Raw genomic sequence first — 14,999 nt, forward strand, 5'->3', positions numbered from 1 at the left:
GCCCTGCGCGCCGCCGTCATCACCTTCCCCGGTTCCAATTGCGACCGCGACATGGCGGTGGCGATCGAGCGGGTTACGGGCACTGCCCCGCTGCGGGTCTGGCATGCCGATGCCGAACTGCCCGAGCGGCTCGATTTTATCGCGCTGCCCGGCGGCTTCTCCTACGGCGATTACCTGCGGTCGGGCGCGATGGCGGCGAACAGCCCGGTCATGCGCGGCGTCAAGCAACAGGCCGAACGCGGTGTGCCCGTGCTGGGCGTGTGCAACGGCTTCCAGGTACTCACCGAAGCCGGCCTCCTGCCCGGTGCGCTGATGCGCAATGCCAGCCAGAACTTCATCTGCCGGACCGTCCCGCTGACGGTCGAGAACAACCAGTCGCTGTTCACCGGCGGCTACGACCAGGGCCAGACGATCCATATCCCGGTCGCGCATCACGATGGCAATTACTTTGCCGACGAGGATACGCTCGACCGGATCGAGGGCGAAGGCCGCGTGGCGTTCCGCTATGTCGAGAATTGCAACGGTTCGCGCCGCGACATCGCCGGCGTGCTCAATGCCGCGGGCAATGTGCTCGGGATGATGCCGCACCCCGAACGCGCGGTCGATCCGGCGCATGGCGGGACCGACGGCCTGGCGCTGTTCGAAAATGCCCTGAAAGCGTTGGCCGAAGCCTGATCAGGCGCTTTTGAGCCGCTGCTCCGCTGCCCGGCGGGTAAAGACGCCCGCAACGTCGTCGCGCGGCATCGGGCGACCGAAGTGGAAGCCCTGGATCTTGGTGCAGCCCATGCTGCGGATCATCTCCGCTTCTTCCTCGTTCTCGACGCCTTCGGCGGTCGTGGTCATGCCGAGACTGTCGGCCATGGCAACGACAGCGCGAATGATGGCAATCGATTCGGGGCTCTGCTGCGCGGCACCCTGCACAAAGGTACGGTCAACCTTGATGGTCGAGAACTTAAGCTTGCGCAGGTAGCCGAGCGAGGAATAGCCGGTCCCGAAATCGTCGAGCGCGACCGAGCATCCCAGTGCCATGCACTCTTCGAGCGCGTTACGCGCCACGCTGGCATCGCGCAGGAAAATGCTTTCGGTAACCTCGATCTCGAGCCGCTTGGGATCGAGCCCGCTGTCCGACAGCGCGCGCACGACCGTGGCGGAGAAATCGGTTTCGAGCAGCTGTTCGGGCGAGACGTTGACGTTGACCTTGATATTGGTCGGCCAGTTCTCGGCTGCCTCCCGGCAGGCCTCTTGCATCACCCAGGTGCCGATCGGCACGATCAGGCGGGTATCTTCCGCCAGCGGGATGAACTTGCCCGGGCTGACGAAGCCGTGATCGGCGCTGTCCCAGCGGATCAGCGCTTCGAAGCTGACGATCTCTTCGGTCGTGGCGTCCACCACCGGCTGGTAGTGCAGCAGCATCTCGTCGCGTTCGAGCGCATTGCGCAGCGAATGTTCGAGCTGGCGTTTCTCTTCGGCATTGGCGTGGAGGGAGGGTTCGTATTCGCGGTGCATGCCGCCACCTTCGCCCTTCGCACGATACAGCGCGAGATCGGCGTTGCGGAGCAATTCCTCGACCGTGCGCCCGTCGCGCGGACCCAGCGCCGATCCGACGCTGGCACCGACATAGAGCACCTGGTTTTCGATGTGATAGGGTTCGGAAAGCCGCTGGATGATGTCACGCGCCAGCGTGTCCATGCGTTCGCGGTTGGCAATGTCGCGGATGACCACTGCGAATTCGTCGCCGCCCAGGCGGCCCACGACCTCGCCTTCGACGACCAGGCTTTTCAGCCGCGCGGCGACTTCGCCAAGCATCCGGTCGCCGACCAGGTGTCCAAGCGAATCGTTGATTGCCTTGAACCGGTCGAGGTCGATCATGAGAAACGCACAGCGCGAGCGCCATTCGGCGGCATATTTGAGCGCCTCGCCCAGTGCCTCGTTGAGCATGCGGCGGTTGGGCAGCTGGGTCAGCGTGTCGTAGCGCGCAAGGTATTCGATCTTCTCCGAGGATTCGCGCTGCTCGGTGACATCGGAGCCGACCCCGCGGAACCCCTGATAGGTTCCCAGTTCGTCGACGATCGGTGTGCCCGACAGCTCCCACCAGCGGTCCTGGCCGTCGATCGAGACCCTGACCACGAGGTTTGAGAAATTCTTCTTTCGCTTCAGCTTATCGGCCAGTTCGTGCAGGCTCGGCGGGAAGCGGCCGGTTTTCCAGCCGTCGCCCGAAATCAGCTGGAGGAAGGATTCCCCCTCGATCTCGCTGGGCTGCTTGCCCAGCGAAAAGGCGAAACGCGGCGAGACCGATTTGAGGCGGCGACGCGGATCGATCTGCCACAACCAATCGGCCTGGCCTTCCTCGAATTCGCGCAGCAGCATCGAGACGACTTCGCTCTTCTCCTGCATCGCCGATTCGGCGAGCCGCGCAGCCACGCGGATACGGGCGCTTTCGATAACGCCGAAGATCGCCAGCAGCGTGGTCATGAGCACGACGACGGCAAGTCCGTACTGGGCGGTGATCAGGCTGGCTGCGAGCCCGCCTACTCCCGCGCCAAGCGTGAAGGTGATCGAACTGAGCGGCGCGCCGAAGCGGCTCGCGCTGCTCGCCACCACGAGCATGGCAACGACGGCCCAGACGAGCACGACCGATGCCGGATTCGCAAGCCAGGCGCAGGCAAGCATGCCCGCCGACCACACCGCACCCTTGGTGCCCGTGGCCATCGCATGGGATTTCATCTCTGCGAGTTCGATAAAGCGATTGTCGGCATCGCCCAGCCCGAGGTCGGAGCGGGAGGCGAAGCCCACCGCAACAAGCAGCGCAAGCCCCCACAACCCGAGCACTACTGTCGGAAGCGAACCATAGAGCGTCACCGCAACGAGCAGGAAGCTTGTCAGATGCAGGCCGATACGGACCTTCACCCGTTCCTGCAGCAAGGCATATTGCTGGCCGTGAACCACGCCCCAATCGGAGCCCTCGGGCGCTTCAAGCCCGATGACCTGCCGAGTCGACAGCGCAGGTGCACTGGTTTGTTGGGGGTTTACCGGCTCGCTCACCCGGGGACGATTAACCGCAAAACCTTATCCTCTGGTAAAAGACGGACCAAACAGTTGAGGCAGGAAAAAACGGTCAAACCGGCCCTAAGTTACTCCACAGTAACGGATTTCGCCAGATTTCGCGGCTGATCGACATCGGTGCCTTTGACGCAAGCCACGTGATAAGCGAGCAATTGCACCGGTATCGCGTAAACCAAAGGTGCGATCAGCGGATGGACGCGCGGCATCTCGATCGTCGCGAGACAGCCCTCGCCCGCAGCTTCCAAACCCTCGGCATCGGAGATGAGCACGATCTGTCCGCCGCGCGCACGCACCTCTTCCATATTCGACACGGTCTTTTCGAACAGCGGACCTGAAGGCGCGAGCACGATCACGGGGACGTCATCGTCGATCAGCGCGATGGGGCCGTGCTTCATCTCCCCGCTGGCATAGCCCTCGGCGTGGATATAGCTGATCTCCTTCAGCTTCAGCGCCCCTTCGAGCGCGAGCGGATAATCAGGTCCCCGGCCCATATAAAGAACGTCGCGCGCCGGGGCGATCAGATGCGCCATGCTGGCGATATCATCATCATGGTCGAGCGCGGCGTTGAGCGCGGCGGGCGCTTCGAGGAGATGCGCGACCACCTCCTGCTCCTCGGCGCGGCTCATCAGCCCTTTCTTCACCGCCATATGCACGGCCAGCGCAGCGAGTACGGCAAGCTGGCAGCTGAAGGCCTTGGTCGAGGCGACGCCGATCTCGGGCCCGGCATGCGTCGGTAGCAGCAGGTCCGCCTCGCGCGCCATCGAGCTGGTCGGCACGTTGACGATCACGCCGATCGTCTGGCCGTTTTGCTTGCAATGACGCAGCGCGGCGAGCGTATCGGCGGTTTCGCCGCTCTGCGAAATGAACAGTGCCAGCCCGCCTTCCTCCAGCACCGGCTCGCGATAGCGAAACTCCGATGCCACATCGATATCGACCGGCACGCGCGCGAAGCGTTCGAACCAGTATTTCGCGACCATGCCGGCATAGAAGGAGGTGCCGCAGGCGACGATGGTGATGCGCCTGACGCTGGAAATGTCGAAATCGAACTGCGGCAATGCGACCGAATTGTCCGACTGGCGCAGATAGGAGCCGAGCGTCTGCGCGACCACGGTCGGCTGCTCGAAAATCTCCTTCTGCATGAAATGGCGATAATTGCCCTTCTCGACCGCCGCGGCCGAGGCACCCGAACTGCGCACCTCGCGCTCGACCGGCTGGTTCTCCGCGTCATAAATAGCGGCGCCATCGCGCGACACGACCACCCAGTCGCCTTCTTCGAGATAGCTGATCTGCTGCGTCAGCGGGGCCAGCGCCAGCGCGTCCGACCCGATATAGGTCTCGCCATCGCCGTAGCCGACGACCAGCGGCGAGCCGCGGCGAGCGCCGATCAGCAGATCGGGATGGTCGCGGAAGGCGATCGCGAGCGCGAAGGCACCGCGCAGGCGCGGCAACACCGTGGCGACGGCTTCCTGCGGGCTGCTGCCCGTTTCGACCAGCCGCGACACCAGATGTGCGACCACTTCGCTATCGGTATCGCTTTCGAGCGTGCGGCCATCGGCGCGCAATTCGGCGCGCAGTTCCTTGTAATTTTCGATGATCCCATTGTGCACCAGCGCCACCTGCCCGGTCGCATGCGGATGCGCATTCTGCGCAGTCGGCGCGCCGTGCGTGGCCCAGCGCGTATGCGCGATGCCGGTGTCACCGGGGGCGGGATTGCTCGCCAGTTCGACCACCAGATTGTTGAGCTTGCCCTCGGCGCGCCGGCGGATCAGTTCGCCCTGGTCGAGCGTGCAGATCCCGGCGCTGTCATAGCCGCGGTATTCCATCCGGCGCAGGCCATCGACCAGCCGTTCCGCAACGGGTTCTGCCCCGACGATACCGATAATTCCGCACATGCGCCGTATTCTCCGATTGGCTGTGTGGCGCGAGACTTAGCGGTTCCTGACGGGCAATCAATCGGTCCGGCAGATTGGGCGCGCGCGGCTCGCCTTCAACATAGTGGATCGCCGTGCGCGCGGGACGTGCTTACGCGTCACCCCCTATTAGGGAATAATCAAGGTTTCCAAATTATTCACCACGCTTCGAGAGGCGGACTTGGGCGCATAAGCGCAAGGTTCCGCTGGGCGAATCAAGAGTTTCTTCGGGGGTTACCGGAATGAGCGCATTCGGACGGAAAAACGGGCCGGCAGGTATGGGCGCCGGTGCCCGTCCGCAATTTGGTGTGGCCAAACCCATGCGGGGCGGCTCGCCAACCCCTTCGCCATCAAAGCCCGACCGGGACGATGGCGGAGACCAGTTCCCCCCGCTGCCTGAAAACGACGTACCTTCCGCCGGGTCCAACAGCACCGGCGACGCGATGTCGCGGCTCGAAGAGCGGATGAATTCGACGCATTCGGGCCAGAGCGAAGTCGGCGGGTTCGAAGCCAGCGTCCACAAGATCAAGGAACAGGTGCTGCCGCGCCTGCTCGAACGCGTCGATCCCGAAGCCGCGGCGACCTTGTCCAAGGATGAACTGTCGGAAGAATTCCGCCCGATCATCATGGAAGTGCTGGCCGAACTGAAGGTCACGCTGAACCGCCGCGAGCAATTCGCGCTCGAAAAGGTCCTTGTCGACGAACTGCTCGGCTTCGGTCCGCTCGAGGAATTGCTCAACGATCCCGACGTCTCGGACATCATGGTCAACGGCCCCGACCAGACCTATATCGAGAAAAAGGGCAAGCTGATCATCGCGCCGATCAAGTTCCGCGACGAGACGCACCTGTTCCAGATTGCCCAGCGCATCGTCAACCAGGTCGGCCGCCGCGTCGATCAGACCACGCCGCTGGCCGACGCCCGTCTCAAGGACGGCAGCCGTGTCAACGTCATCGTCCCGCCGCTGTCGCTGCGCGGGACCGCGATCTCGATTCGTAAATTCTCCGAAAAGCCGATCACGCTCGACATGCTCAAGGACTTCGGTTCGATGAGCGACAAGATGTGTACCGCGCTCAAGATCGCCGGTGCCTGCCGGATGAACGTGGTCATTTCGGGCGGTACCGGTTCGGGCAAGACGACCATGCTCAACGCGCTGTCGAAAATGATCGACCCGGGCGAGCGCGTGCTGACGATCGAGGATGCGGCCGAATTGCGCCTGCAGCAGCCGCACTGGCTGCCGCTCGAAACCCGTCCGCCCAACCTCGAAGGCCAGGGCGCCATCACCATCGGCGACCTCGTCAAGAACGCGCTGCGTATGCGCCCCGACCGGATCATCCTGGGCGAAATCCGCGGCGCGGAATGTTTCGACCTGCTCGCCGCGATGAATACGGGCCATGACGGTTCGATGTGTACGCTTCACGCCAACAGCCCGCGCGAATGCCTTGGCCGTATGGAAAACATGATCCTGATGGGCGACATCAAGATCCCCAAGGAAGCCATCAGCCGCCAGATCGCGGAAAGCGTCGATATCATCGTCCAGGTCAAGCGCCTGCGCGACGGTTCGCGCCGGACGACCAACATCACCGAAGTAATCGGGATGGAAGGCGACGTGATCGTGACGCAGGAACTGTTCAAGTTCGAATATCTCGACGAGGGCGATGACGGCAAGATCATGGGCGAATACCGCTCGTCGGGCCTGCGCCCCTACACGCTCGAAAAAGCGCGCCAGTTCGGCTTCGACCAGGCGTATCTGGAAGCCTGTCTCTGACGCGGCCCCTCTGGTGCAAGCGATCTAAACCCGCGGAATTGTAAGAACACGCCGCACAAAGGCGACTTCTTACAATCACGTACCGTCCGGCCGGCGTATACCCGCTTCAGGGTAGGAACACGCCATGTTGAACAAGCTTCTCTTTCTGGGCCACCGCAAGCCGAAGCGGGACACGCTGCGCGATCTCGCGCGCGAACGGCATTTCGAGGCGCTGTACATGCAGAGCTTCACCGAAATGCGCGCGCGCAGCCCCAAGGCTGAGCACGCTATCCCTGGATAATCGCGGGGATCGACGCTGCCAGCAGGCCGCCGGCAAACACCGCAAAGGTCAGGAACAGCCCCGTCCACGGCATCCAGCCGACGCGGTTGAGCACCGTCCGCTTCATTCTGCGCCGCTCCATCGCAAGACAGAATAGCGCCGCCACCAGGAAGGCCGCGGCCCAATAGGCGGCGAGTTCGGCATCGCTTGCGAACAGCAGGAAATCGGGTTCTTCCATTACGCGGCCATATGGGCAGACCATGCACCGCCTGCAATCTCCCGTTTGCACACCGCCATGGCTGGGCTAACCGCCCCGTGCGATGCAGCCCGAAAGCGATCATCCCCACCATCGGCCCCTGCTCGCGCTGGGACTGCGTCTTGCCGCCGCATTCGTGCTCGCCGCGCTGCTCGCCTGCGTCAAGCTGGCCAGCGACAAGGGCATCCATCTCGCCGAAATCATGTTCTGGCGGCAATTGCCGACGATCCCGATCCTGTTCGCCTGGTTCGCACTGCGCAGCCGACTCGATGTACTCGCCACGCGCCGTACCGGATCGCACCTGCGTCGCTCGGGCTTCGGCCTCGTCGGCATGGCGATGAATTTCGGCGCGGCGACACTGCTGCCGCTCGCGGTCGCGACCACGCTCAATTACAGCTCGGCGATCTTCGCGGTACTGCTGTCCGCGCTGATCCTGCGCGAGCCGACGGGCGTGTGGCGCTGGAGCGCGGTGGCGCTGGGCTTTGCCGGCGTCGTGCTGATCGCGCAGCCCTGGGGCGGCGAACTGCCGCTGCTGGGCGCGGCGATCGCGCTCGGGGCGGCGCTGATGATCGCGCTGATCTCGGTGCAGTTGCGCGATCTTGGGCGAACCGAGCATCCCTTCACCATCGTGTTCTATTTTTCGCTCTTCTCGGTCCCGGTCCTCGCGCTGGCAATGCCCTTCGTCGGCAAGGCGCATGCGCCCGAGGAGTGGCTGCTGCTGCTGGCCTGCGGGGTCATCGGACTGCTGGGGCAGGTGCTGCTGACCGCAGCGCTGCGCTACGGCGCGGTCGCGAATGTCATCGTGATGGATTATTCGGGGCTGATCTGGGCGACGCTGTTCGGCTGGCTGGTCTTCACCAGTCTCCCGCCCGCGTCCTTCTGGTTCGGCGCGCCGCTGGTGGTGGGGGCCGGACTGCTGATCGCCTGGCGTGAACACCGGCTCGGCCTGGCGCGCAGGGCATTGCTGGAACCGAAGGAAGCATGATCCGTTAAATCTTTCGCACCCCGCGATGGGAGCCCTTTGGGAAGGAAACGATGATGATCAAGAAAATCCTGCTCGCCCTCGGCATCACCACGATGACGCTGACCGCCGCCGCCTGCAACACCGTGCGCGGCGCCGGCGACGACCTGCAATCCGCCGCCAACACGGTCGACGACGCGACCTGAGCCGAGCCACAATTTGACAGCGAGACGCCCGCCCCCACCGGCGGGCGTTTTCGTATGCGGGCTATTTCCCCGTCAGGCGTTTCCACACCCAGCGCCAGAAGCGGGCCTCGAGCACCATCAGCCGCGCGATCACCGGCGGGATGCCTTGCCGTTCGAGGGCAGCGGCGCTCGGCGCTGCGCCAAAGACTATCCGCACCATGGCCATGATCGCGGCGGCTTCGAACACTACCAGTACGATGAGCCCGACCCAGCGCAGACCCGCGCCGAACCCCAGCAGACTGTGCGCATCGGGAGGGACGATCTGGCCCGCCAGCCAGATACCACCGCAGAACAGCGCAAGCATGCGCAACGCGAGCGCCCGGCGCGGCATGTCGCGATAACAGATCGCGAACAGCACCGGCATGAAGATGCACCAGTCGAACAGGACGATCGCTTCGCCCAGCCGCGGTTGCTGGTTCCACATAGACGCCCCGCGCAAGGACCATGACGCGGCAAGCCACACGGGCAGCAGCAGATAGAACCAGTGGCGGCTGGCGAGTTCACGAATGGATAGGGCGGTCATGAGGCGTCTCCCTCATGCGACACCCTATCGGCGAGGCGTGGCGGCGCAAGTGTGCTCGCGCTGAGCAGAAGACAATCGCGCCGCCTGCGACAAGCCCGCATCAGACGGTTCGCGGTAATGGGTGGCGGGTGGTTCGGCGCGGACCATGTTTCACGGTTCCCGCAGCGACCTGAACCGGGATCGAATGGCATGAGTTCTGCTTTGGGGTGGAAAGCGAACGTTAGATTGGTAAGTTCATCTTATGACCGTCACTATCGATTTTGTAGCGTTCGATGACGACCTAAATGCCTGTTTGTTGGTCTTGGTCGAGGAAGGGCCGTGGACTGGTCAGATTGATGGTCATCTCCGCGCACTTCAGGATCGGATTTACGGCTGCCTGGAGGCAGCGCTTGATGGGCAAGTGGCAGAAAAATTTCCGAAGGCCAAAGGCAAGAAGGTCATTGTCCGCATCGACTGCTACAACGTCCAACGCGAAGATGTCGACGACTTCGTAGAACGGTTTTCCGAGGGCGTTCAGGAGTTGCCTGAGTTTTCGCCAAGCTCATCTCAATGGGTCCAGTCGTTCGAAATTGAAGTCAAACACGATGCAGTCCACTGATGTCCGCAATCGGGTCGTTAGCCGGCATTTCCGCTCAGCCTCGTCGGTAGACAAGCACCAGATTGTTCGCAGGCATCGCGCGGCGCGCAGTTCGGCGTAGGCCGTGGTCTGCGGCCAATGTGTCGAGATCGGCGGTATTGCGCAGGCCCCATTCGGGATGGCGCTGTTTGAGCGACTGGTCGAACGCCAGGTTCGACGCTGCGGTCTCCTGATCCGGTTCGATGAAGGGGCCGTAGAGCACTAGGGGCGCGCCACTCGCCAATATCCGCCCCGCCCCCGCAAACAGCCCGACCGCCGCGTCCCACGGGCTGAGATGCACCATGTTGACGCACAACACCGCATCCGCCGCCGCGATCGGCCACTCGGCTCGCGCGGCATCGAGTGCGATTGCGGGGCGCAGGTTCGCGCAGCCGCCTTCGGCCGCCCAGGCATCGACAGAGGCCAGCGCCTCCGCATCGTGATCGCTCGGTTGCCAGTCCAGCGCGGGGAAGCGTCGCGCGAGGAACACCGCGTGTTCACCGCTCCCGCTGGCGATTTCGAGCACCAGCCCGCTCGCAGGCAATTCCTCCGCCAACACTTCGGCCAAGGGCTCCGAATTGCGCGCGGTGGCGGGTGCGTGGCGCTTCAATTGACCTGCCTGTCGCGCCCTTCCCAATAAGGGGCGCGCAATTCGCGGCGTAGGATCTTGCCGCTGGCATTGCGCGGCATTTCGGGAATGACATCGACCGTCTTGGGGACCTTGAAGCCCGCCAGTCGTTCGCGCGTGAAGGTGATGATATCCTCGGCATCCACTTCGCTGCCCGGCTTGGCCACGACGCACGCCTTCACCGCTTCGCCCCAAGTATCGTCGGGCACGCCGATCACCGCAACTTCGCCCACCGCCGGGTGGCCGTAGATCGCGCTTTCGACCTGCGCGGGATAGACGTTCTCGCCGCCCGAGATGATCATGTCCTTGATGCGGTCCTGGATATAGACGTAGCCGTCTTCGTCCATATAGGCGGCATCGCCAGTGTACATCCAGCCGTCCTTCAGCGCACCGCGGGTGGCATCGGGCAGGTTCCAATAGCCCTGCATATTCGACGGGCTCTTGCAGATCAATTCACCCACCTCGCCGCGCGGCAGTTCGGCACCGTCTTCGCCGACCACCTTGAGCTCAGCACCGGGTACGGCCTTGCCCGCGCTGCGCATGCGCTGGTTGCCGTCGAGCGCGTGATCCTCGGGCGGAAGCATGGCAATGGTGCCGGTCGTCTCGGTCATGCCGTAGCATTGCAGGAAGCCCGCACCGGGAATGGTCTGGACCGCCTCGCGCAGCAGGTCGAGCGGGATCGGCGCCGCCCCATACATGACGTATTTGACCGCCGACATATCGGTGTCCTTCGCGCGCGGATGCTGCACCACCATCTGCAGCGCGGCGGGCACGATGAACAGCCGCGTGATGCCCTGTTCGAAGCCGTCGAGCACGCCATCGGGCGTAAACTCGGACTGGACGATCCCGCGGATGCCCGCCGCGATCGCCATGATGCCAAGCCCGGTCCCGCCGATATGCGCGCAAGGCATGCAGATCAGGATCGCCTCGTCCTCGTCCCAGTTCGACCATGGCTGGGCCGCCGCTTCGGCGGGCTGGCGCAGCGAGAAGAGGTTGGCATTGGTCAGCACCGCACCCTTGGGATTGCCCGTGGTGCCCGAGGTGTAGAGCTGGAGGACCGGATCGTTCGCTCCCGCGCCGTCGAATGTATCGGCCGGTGCGGCGGCGATTTCGCGCTGGGCGGTCGGCGTGTCGATGATCTCGGGGGGCGTATCCAGTTCGCCGCAGGCCTTGGCGGCAAGTTCACCGAACCCCTCGTCGATAAACACCAGCTTCGCGCCGGTATCGCCGAGGATATAGGCGATTTCGGGCGCCGCTAGACGCCAGCCGATCGGCACCATGACCACGCCGATGCGCGCAGCGGAATAGAACAGTTCGAAATAGTGCCGCGCGTTCTTGCCGAGCCAGGCGATCCGGTCGCCCTTGCCGACCCCGTGCGCGGCGAGCATCGCCACGATCCGGCGCGAGCGGTCCTCCAGTTCGGCGAAGGTCAGCGCCGCGCCATCCTGTTCGAGCGCGACCTGATCGGGCTTTTCCTGCGCCCAATGCGTGATGAGCTCATCGAAAGTGAGCTTTTCGGTATCTGCCATATATCCTCTCCGCTGTTTTCAGCAGTTGGAGGCATCATGGCAGGTCGGTTGCGTTGCGCAACCCGATTCGGGCTGGCGTTACTGCCAGCGTCCCCCGGCCCGCGCGCGGCGTTCGCGAATGGCCAGCCAGAGGAACAGCCCAAGCGGTCCGGCAAAGAAGGTCGCGAGCAGGATCGGTGCCTGCAGCAGCCGCGAAAAGCCCTTGGCATCGGCATCGCGCGCAATCCACAGACCGGCGAAGAGATCGAAGGCAAGGTAATGGATCCAGCCGACGGTCACGCCGCCATCGCTGGCGAAGATCGCGCGAACGCCCTCGATCGTCGAAATGCTGGCGGCTTCACCCGAGCCGAGGGGAACGGGGTCGAAGGCGCTCGTCAGGATGCCGATCAGGCCGACGGTATAGGCGAGGCACAGCAGCCCCACCCCGGCATAGAGCACCGCCGCCAGCAGCGCGGGCCAGCGCGGCAGCAGGATCAATCCGGCCCACATTATCATGGCGAGCGCATTGGCTGTTCCGAAGGCCGTATCCCACATCAAAGCACCTCATGTTCGATTTGCGGCAGCGTATGCGCCGCGCGCTGGATGGCGTCGTTATCATGCACGAAGCGCCCGCGGGCGGCACGCTTTGCAAGCGCCAGCGCCGCGCGTGCAACGACATCGGCCTTGATACCACGATACTGGCGATATTTGCCATGGAGCAGCAGGTTCGCCACCGGCGCTGCGGCGATACCCAACCGCTCGGCAGGTCGGCGATCATTGTCGCGCGTGCCGCGCAGCAGGCCGGGGCGCAGGATATCGAGCCGGTTGAAGCGCAGCTTGGTCAGCTCGCGCTCGACCTCGCCCTTCACGCGCAGGTAGAACGGTTTCACCATCGGATCGGCGCCGACCGAGCTGATATGGACGAAGCGTTCGACCCCCAGTTCGCGCGCGGCGCGCGCGGTGTCGAGCACGAGGTCCTGATCGACCGCGCGAAACGCCGCCTCGTCCGCGCCCGCCTTCTTCCAGGTCGTGCCCAGCGCGCAGATGATCGCCTTGGGCCGGACCGCCTCGATCACCTCGCCCCATTTGGCGGGCTCGGCCACGAACAGCTCCATGCGGATACCGCGCGGCAGCGCCACCTCGCGCCGCGCGATACCGGTCAGGCGCAGGTCCTCGCGCCCGACGCATTGCCCGATCACGCTCGAACCGACGAGCCCGGTGGCGCCGATCAGGGCGATGCGAACCGCGTCAGACATTGCTCAGCCCTTCGGGCGTGCTGCCGTAGATGCGGTTGCACTGGGTGATCGCATAGCGATCGGTCATCCCGGCGATGAAGTCCGCGATATGGCGGCTGCGCTGCGGTTCCTGCGCGGGCAGCGTGGCGAGCCAGTCGTCGGGCATGGTGCGCGGGTCATCGTGATAGGCCGCGAACAGCCGCGCGATCACGTCGCGCGCGCGTTCGGCCGTGGCGAGCTGTTCCTCGTGATAATAGAGCCGGTCGTACATGAAGCGCTTGAGCACGCGTTCGCGTTCACCCATCGCGGGCGAGAACCCGGCCAGCTGGCGGCCCGCGCCGCGCACTTCGTCGACGCTGGCAATGCCCTGCACCTGTTCGCGCGTATGCGTGAGGACGTCGTTGACCATCAGCCCGATCTGCGTGCGGACCAGTTCGCGCAGCTGGCGATCGCGCGGGGCGAAGGGAAAGCGCTTCTCCACCGCGCGCCACTGATCGGCCAGCCAGTCGAGCGCGAGCAGATCGTCGAGTTCGAGGAAGCCGGCGCGCAGGCCGTCGTCGATGTCGTGATTGTCGTAGGCGATGTCGTCCGCGACCGCCGCGACCTGCGCCTCGAGCGAGGGCCAGGTAGCCAGGTCGAGCGGGAACGCGCGGTCGATTTCAGCCAAAGCCCAGCTCGGCGCGGCGACCGGGCCGTTGTGCTTGGCCAGCCCTTCGAGCGTCTCCCATGTGAGGTTGAGCCCGTCGTGGTCACAATAGGGGCTTTCGAGCCGCGCGAGCGTGCGCAGGCCTTGCGCATTGTGGTCATAGCCGCCGGCATGGACCATGGCCTCTTCAAGCGCCTTCTCGCCCGCATGGCCGAAGGGCGGGTGGCCGATGTCGTGACCCAGGCACAGCGCTTCGGTCAGGTCCTCGCCGAGCCCCAGCTCGCGCGCGAGCACGCGGCCGACCTGCGCGACCTCGAGACTGTGCGTCAGGCGGGTGCGGTAATGGTCGCCATCGGGCGAGACGAACACCTGCGTCTTGGAACGCAGGCGGCGGAAGGCGATCGAATGGACAATCCGGTCGCGGTCGCGCTGGAATTCGCTGCGCGGGCCGCGCGACCCCTCGCGTTCCTCGGTGAATTCGCGCCCGCGGCTGGCGGCGGGATCGGAAGCGTAGGGGGCTGTGTGCATGCCCGCCGAGGCTTAGGTCAGCGCCGGGTGGGCGACAACGTGAACGAAAGGCGAACCCGGCGGGTTTTCGGCAGAATGTGCGCGCGGACAGCCGGGTTCGCGGGTTTGCGGATTCAGCCCAGGATCCAGTCCGCCGCGGCGCGGCAGTGGATATCGGTGGAATCGTAGACCGGCAGCACGTTGGCGTCGGTGTCGACGACCAGCTCGAGCTCGGTACAGGCCAGCACGATCGCCTCGGCGCCGTCCTTTTCCTTCATCGTGATGATCGTCTTGAGCGCACGCTCTGCATCGCGGGTCACGCGGCCGAGCATCAGTTCCTTGTAGATGATCCCGTCGACCAGTTCGACATCACCCGGATCGGGCGGGAGCAGATCGACGCCGTGGCCGACCAACCGCTGGCGATAGAAGCTTTCGGTCATCACGAAGCGCGTGCCAAGCAGTGCGGCGCTCTTGCAGTCGGCATCTTCCATCGCCTGGCCGACGCTGTCGGCGATATGCAGTACGGGGATCGAGACCGCTTCGGTCAGCCGGTCATAGACCTTGTGCATGGCATTGGCCGCGATCACCAGGCCTTCGGCCCCGGCGCTTTCGAGCCGCCGCGCGGATTCGACCAGCGTGGCGGCGATCGCGTCCCAGTCGTCGGCATTCTTGGCCGCAGCGATGGGCGCGTAATCGAGGCTTTCGATCAGCAGCGGCGGGCTGGCCAAGGGGGCCGCCCGCTTCTGCACCGATTTGTTGATCCGTTCGTAATAGGCGCGGGTCGAGATCCAGCTCATCCCCCCGATAATGCCAAGCTTGCGCAACCGTTTGTCCCCTATTCCGCCCTGATGTTCGCACGATCGCGGTGTGCCCGCG

At 64.5% G+C, this 14,999-nt stretch carries 16 protein-coding genes; 6 read left to right on the forward strand and 10 right to left on the reverse strand.

Features of this window, described 5'->3' with window-relative positions:
- Nucleotides 1-3: 3 nt before the first annotated feature.
- Complete coding sequence (gene purQ / locus V6B15_RS08840; protein WP_253522954.1) at nucleotides 4-675, forward strand: phosphoribosylformylglycinamidine synthase subunit PurQ; 672 nt, start codon at nucleotides 4-6, stop codon at nucleotides 673-675.
- Here the strand turns inward: purQ and V6B15_RS08845 are convergent, their stop codons facing one another.
- Together V6B15_RS08845 and glmS are read right to left on the reverse strand one after the other, a co-directional pair.
- Nucleotides 676-3,042: a putative bifunctional diguanylate cyclase/phosphodiesterase gene (locus V6B15_RS08845; protein ID WP_334200848.1), complete on the reverse strand. Its 2,367-nt coding sequence runs from the start codon at nucleotides 3,040-3,042 to the stop codon at nucleotides 676-678.
- An 89-nt stretch (nucleotides 3,043-3,131) separates the two neighbouring features.
- Nucleotides 3,132-4,955, reverse strand: a complete 1,824-nt coding sequence (gene glmS / locus V6B15_RS08850) for a glutamine--fructose-6-phosphate transaminase (isomerizing) (protein ID WP_334200849.1) — start codon at nucleotides 4,953-4,955, stop codon at nucleotides 3,132-3,134.
- Between the two features lie 260 nt (nucleotides 4,956-5,215).
- Between glmS and V6B15_RS08855 the strand changes: the two genes are divergently transcribed.
- Both V6B15_RS08855 and V6B15_RS08860 read left to right on the forward strand, forming a co-directional pair.
- On the forward strand, nucleotides 5,216-6,739 hold the full coding sequence (locus V6B15_RS08855) for a CpaF family protein (protein WP_334200850.1): 1,524 nt from the start codon (nucleotides 5,216-5,218) through the stop codon (nucleotides 6,737-6,739).
- Nucleotides 6,740-6,863: 124 nt separating this feature from the next.
- Nucleotides 6,864-7,019 carry a hypothetical protein gene (locus tag V6B15_RS08860; RefSeq protein WP_253517602.1) on the forward strand — a complete coding sequence of 52 codons (156 nt, stop codon included), beginning with the start codon at nucleotides 6,864-6,866 and terminating at the stop codon, nucleotides 7,017-7,019.
- Here the strand turns inward: V6B15_RS08860 and V6B15_RS08865 are convergent.
- On the reverse strand, nucleotides 7,006-7,236 hold the full coding sequence (locus tag V6B15_RS08865) for a hypothetical protein (RefSeq protein ID WP_253517605.1): 231 nt from the start codon (nucleotides 7,234-7,236) through the stop codon (nucleotides 7,006-7,008). The genes V6B15_RS08860 and V6B15_RS08865 overlap by 14 nt on opposite strands.
- An 82-nt stretch (nucleotides 7,237-7,318) precedes the next feature.
- Between V6B15_RS08865 and V6B15_RS08870 the strand changes: the two genes are divergently transcribed.
- Together V6B15_RS08870 and V6B15_RS08875 are read left to right on the forward strand one after the other, a co-directional pair.
- Nucleotides 7,319-8,239 carry a DMT family transporter gene (locus V6B15_RS08870; protein WP_334200851.1) on the forward strand — a complete coding sequence of 307 codons (921 nt, stop codon included), beginning with the start codon at nucleotides 7,319-7,321 and terminating at the stop codon, nucleotides 8,237-8,239.
- A gap of 53 nt (nucleotides 8,240-8,292) precedes the next feature.
- Nucleotides 8,293-8,421: a hypothetical protein gene (locus V6B15_RS08875; protein WP_263606348.1), complete on the forward strand. Its 129-nt coding sequence runs from the start codon at nucleotides 8,293-8,295 to the stop codon at nucleotides 8,419-8,421.
- A 61-nt stretch (nucleotides 8,422-8,482) separates the two neighbouring features.
- Here V6B15_RS08875 and V6B15_RS08880 read toward each other — a convergent pair whose 3' ends face one another.
- On the reverse strand, nucleotides 8,483-8,983 hold the full coding sequence (locus V6B15_RS08880) for a hypothetical protein (protein ID WP_334200852.1): 501 nt from the start codon (nucleotides 8,981-8,983) through the stop codon (nucleotides 8,483-8,485).
- Nucleotides 8,984-9,224: 241 nt separating this feature from the next.
- Here V6B15_RS08880 and V6B15_RS08885 point away from each other — a divergent pair, with 241 nt between their 5' ends.
- Nucleotides 9,225-9,581 carry a DUF6572 domain-containing protein gene (locus tag V6B15_RS08885; protein WP_334200853.1) on the forward strand — a complete coding sequence of 119 codons (357 nt, stop codon included), beginning with the start codon at nucleotides 9,225-9,227 and terminating at the stop codon, nucleotides 9,579-9,581.
- A 34-nt stretch (nucleotides 9,582-9,615) separates the two neighbouring features.
- Here the strand turns inward: V6B15_RS08885 and V6B15_RS08890 are convergent, their stop codons facing one another.
- The 6 genes from V6B15_RS08890 to V6B15_RS08915 form a co-directional block, all read right to left on the reverse strand.
- Nucleotides 9,616-10,209, reverse strand: coding sequence for a DUF938 domain-containing protein (locus V6B15_RS08890; protein WP_334200854.1), 594 nt, complete (start codon nucleotides 10,207-10,209; stop codon nucleotides 9,616-9,618).
- Nucleotides 10,206-11,756: a fatty acid--CoA ligase gene (locus V6B15_RS08895; protein ID WP_334200855.1), complete on the reverse strand. Its 1,551-nt coding sequence runs from the start codon at nucleotides 11,754-11,756 to the stop codon at nucleotides 10,206-10,208. Before V6B15_RS08895 ends, V6B15_RS08890 begins: the two co-directional genes overlap by 4 nt.
- A 78-nt stretch (nucleotides 11,757-11,834) precedes the next feature.
- Nucleotides 11,835-12,290, reverse strand: a complete 456-nt coding sequence (locus tag V6B15_RS08900) for an ABA4-like family protein (protein ID WP_334200856.1) — start codon at nucleotides 12,288-12,290, stop codon at nucleotides 11,835-11,837.
- Nucleotides 12,290-12,991, reverse strand: coding sequence for an NAD(P)H-binding protein (locus V6B15_RS08905; RefSeq protein WP_334200857.1), 702 nt, complete (start codon nucleotides 12,989-12,991; stop codon nucleotides 12,290-12,292). Before V6B15_RS08905 ends, V6B15_RS08900 begins: the two co-directional genes overlap by 1 nt.
- Nucleotides 12,984-14,144, reverse strand: coding sequence for a deoxyguanosinetriphosphate triphosphohydrolase (locus V6B15_RS08910; RefSeq protein WP_334200858.1), 1,161 nt, complete (start codon nucleotides 14,142-14,144; stop codon nucleotides 12,984-12,986). Before V6B15_RS08910 ends, V6B15_RS08905 begins: the two co-directional genes overlap by 8 nt.
- Before the next feature lie 113 nt (nucleotides 14,145-14,257).
- Nucleotides 14,258-14,947, reverse strand: coding sequence for an aspartate/glutamate racemase family protein (locus V6B15_RS08915; protein WP_334200859.1), 690 nt, complete (start codon nucleotides 14,945-14,947; stop codon nucleotides 14,258-14,260).
- Between the last annotated feature and the right edge of the window lie 52 nt (nucleotides 14,948-14,999).

It is taken from the genome of Qipengyuania sp. Mu-71 (assembly GCF_036867055.1).
Classification (GTDB): domain Bacteria; phylum Pseudomonadota; class Alphaproteobacteria; order Sphingomonadales; family Sphingomonadaceae; genus Qipengyuania; species Qipengyuania profunda.